This is a genomic window from Pseudomonas edaphica, assembly GCF_005863185.1.
Taxonomy (GTDB): domain Bacteria; phylum Pseudomonadota; class Gammaproteobacteria; order Pseudomonadales; family Pseudomonadaceae; genus Aquipseudomonas; species Aquipseudomonas edaphica.
This window is the reverse complement of record NZ_VBVZ01000759.1, coordinates 1-2,666: the sequence shown is the minus strand read 5'-3', so window position 1 is coordinate 2,666 and position 2,666 is coordinate 1. Positions and strand designations below refer to the sequence as shown.

Sequence of the window (2,666 nt, the reverse complement as noted above, 5' to 3'; positions counted from 1 at the left end):
CCCTGTGTTCCAGTCCAGGCACCGCACAACCTGTGGGAGCCAGGCTTGCCTGCGATGGCGGTGTATCAGGTGGCACATTTGCGGCTGGCCCACCGCTATCGCAGGCAAGCCAGCTCCCACATTTTTTTGCCCTGTGTTCCAGTCCAGGCACCGCACAACCTGTGGGAGCTAGGCTTGCCCGCGATGGCGGTGTATCAGGTGGCACATTTGCAGCTGGCCCACCGCTATCGCAGGCAAGCCAGCTCCCACATTTTTTGCCCTGTGTTCCAGTCCAGGCACCGCACAACCTGTGGGAGCCGGGCTTGCCCGCGATGGCGGTGTATCAGGTGGCACATTTGCAGCTGGCCCACCGCTATCGCAGGCAAGCCAGCTCCCACATTTTTTGCCCTGTGTTCCAGTCCAGGCACCGCACAACCTGTGGGAGCCGGGCTTGCCCGCGATGGCGGTGTATCAGGTGGCACATTTGCAGCTGGCCCACCGCTATCGCAGGCAAGCCAGCTCCCACATTTTTTGCCCTGTGTTCCAGTCCAGGCACCGCACAACCTGTGGGAGCCGGGCTTGCCCGCGATGGCGGTGTATCAGGTGGCACATTTGCAGCTGGCCCACCGCTATCGCAGGCAAGCCAGCTCCCACATTTTTTGCCCTGTGTTCCAGTCCAGGCACCGCACAACCTGTGGGAGCCGGGCTTGCCCGCGATGGCGGTGTATCAGGTGGCACATTTGCAGCTGGCCCACCGCTATCGCAGGCAAGCCAGCTCCCACATTTTTTGCCCTGTGTTCCAGTCCAGGCACCGCACAACCTGTGGGAGCCGGGCTTGCCCGCGATGGCGGTGTATCAGGTGGCACATTTGCAGCTGGCCCACCGCTATCGCAGGCAAGCCAGCTCCCACATGTTTTGCCCTGTGTTCCAGTCCAGGCACCGCTAAACCTGTGGGAGCCGGGCTTGCCCGCGATGGCGGTGTATCAGGTAGCACATTTGCGGCTGGCCCACCGCTATCGCAGGCAAGCCAGCTCCCACAGGTGATTTTCAGTGTTTATCAGAAGGTATTCAGCCAAGGAGTCTTGCGAGTTCTTCGCGGCAGTAATCCACAAACAGCTGCACCGGTTTGGTCAACGGTGCCCGTCGCAACCAGACGGCGGATAATCCTGAACCGGTGACCGTTTCCGCCAACGGCACACACACCACTTTCTGCCCGTCGTAGGTGTACTCGGTAAACGGCTTGGTCACCAGAATCGAAAAGCCAAACCCGCGCCCTACCATGCCGCGCACCATCTCGATGGACGGCGAGCTGAACACGATATTCGGCGTTAACCCGCGTTCTTCAAAGATGCTCACGAAGTAGGTCCGGCTCGGCAGCACATCCAGCAGAATCATCGGTTCCAGCACCAGGTCCGCCAGCGACACCTTGGCCTGCTGCGCAAAGCGGTGATCGGCCGGCAACAACGCATAGGGCTGCTGCGGCGGCATCAATGGCGTGGTTTCGATGGTGCCGCCCAGGTCGTGCTCAAACAGCATCGCCACATCGATACTGCCGGCAGTCAGCGCCTGCACCAGCTCTTGCTGCTCGCCGTCGCGAATGCGGATTTCCACCCCAGGCCACAGCGCCTTGAACCCCGCGATCAAGCGCGGCAAATACAACGGTGCCACCGTCTCAAAGCAGCCGATATCGATCTGCCCCGCCACCACATCATTGTCGGCCAGGGCGTTTTGCTCGAACTCATGGGCTACCCGTAGCAACTCCAGCGCCTTGCGATAAAAGCGCGCGCCGCTGGGGGTGAGTGAAACGCCCTGGGCGTGATGACGGATAAACAGCTGCACACCAAAGCTGTCCTCCAGCTGCTTGATCGCGGTCGACACCGAGGGCTGGGCGATATACAGCTTGCGCGATGCCTCGGCAACGCTGCCGCACTCGGCCGTGGTGACAAAATATCTGAGCTGGCGCAGGTTATAGGCAGCCATCGGGACCTCCAGAAACGTGGGACTTCGCCCCAAACAAGTGCGTAAAAATCGGCTTTTTCACACTGATTCAAGACCATGCAACATACCGGAGCAAAAATTCCGGTGAGCTATATTTTTTAAGGTCTATAGCAACAAACTTACTAATTTACCTCCCTGCGCCCATTGCAGATGATCACTCCAACAACAAAGCGCCGCCCACGCTGCGCACAGCGAAGTACGTCAACGTACTCACCTTGCCTTGGAGTTCGTCATGGTCACCACTGCAACATCCTCCGCCCCGCTTATCGAAAAACACACGATCGGATACGTGCCCCCCGAAGACCGCCATGGAAAGGTAAGAGACCTGTTCACCCTGTGGTTCGGCGGCAACATCGCGCCGTTGCCGATCGTTACCGGCGCGCTGGGTGTGCAATTGTTCCACTTGAACCTGGTGTGGGGCATCGTCGCCATCCTGGTTGGCCACCTGGTCGGCGGCGTGCTGATGGCGCTGCACTCGGCCCAAGGCCCGCAAATGGGCATCCCGCAAATGATCCAGAGCCGCGCGCAGTTCGGCTCCTTGGGTGCCCTGCTGGTGGTGGTGATCGCCGGCGTCATGTACATCGGCTTTTTCGCCTCCAACATCGTGCTGGCGGGTAAATCCCTGCACGGCGTGGTCGACAGCGTGCCCGTGCCCGTCGGCATCGTGATCGGCGCCATTGGTTCCGGCA

General features: G+C 60.3%; 2 protein-coding genes. One reads left to right on the top strand and one right to left on the bottom strand.

Annotated elements, in window-relative coordinates; genetic code table 11:
• Window positions 1–1,047 precede the first annotated feature (1,047 nt).
• Complete coding sequence (locus FEM54_RS30090) at window positions 1,048–1,959, bottom strand: LysR substrate-binding domain-containing protein (protein ID WP_010171799.1); 912 nt, start codon at window positions 1,957–1,959, stop codon at window positions 1,048–1,050.
• 250 nt (window positions 1,960–2,209) lie between these two features.
• Here FEM54_RS30090 and FEM54_RS30085 point away from each other — a divergent pair.
• Window positions 2,210–2,666: cytosine permease (locus FEM54_RS30085; protein ID WP_171045941.1), on the top strand; the 457-nt coding region annotated here is incomplete at its 3' end.

Excerpts from the sequence above, each read along its gene's own strand:
- FEM54_RS30090 (WP_010171799.1), bottom strand. The coding sequence starts at position 1,959 with ATGGCTGCCTATAACCTGCGCCAGCTCAGATATTTTGTCACCACGGCC.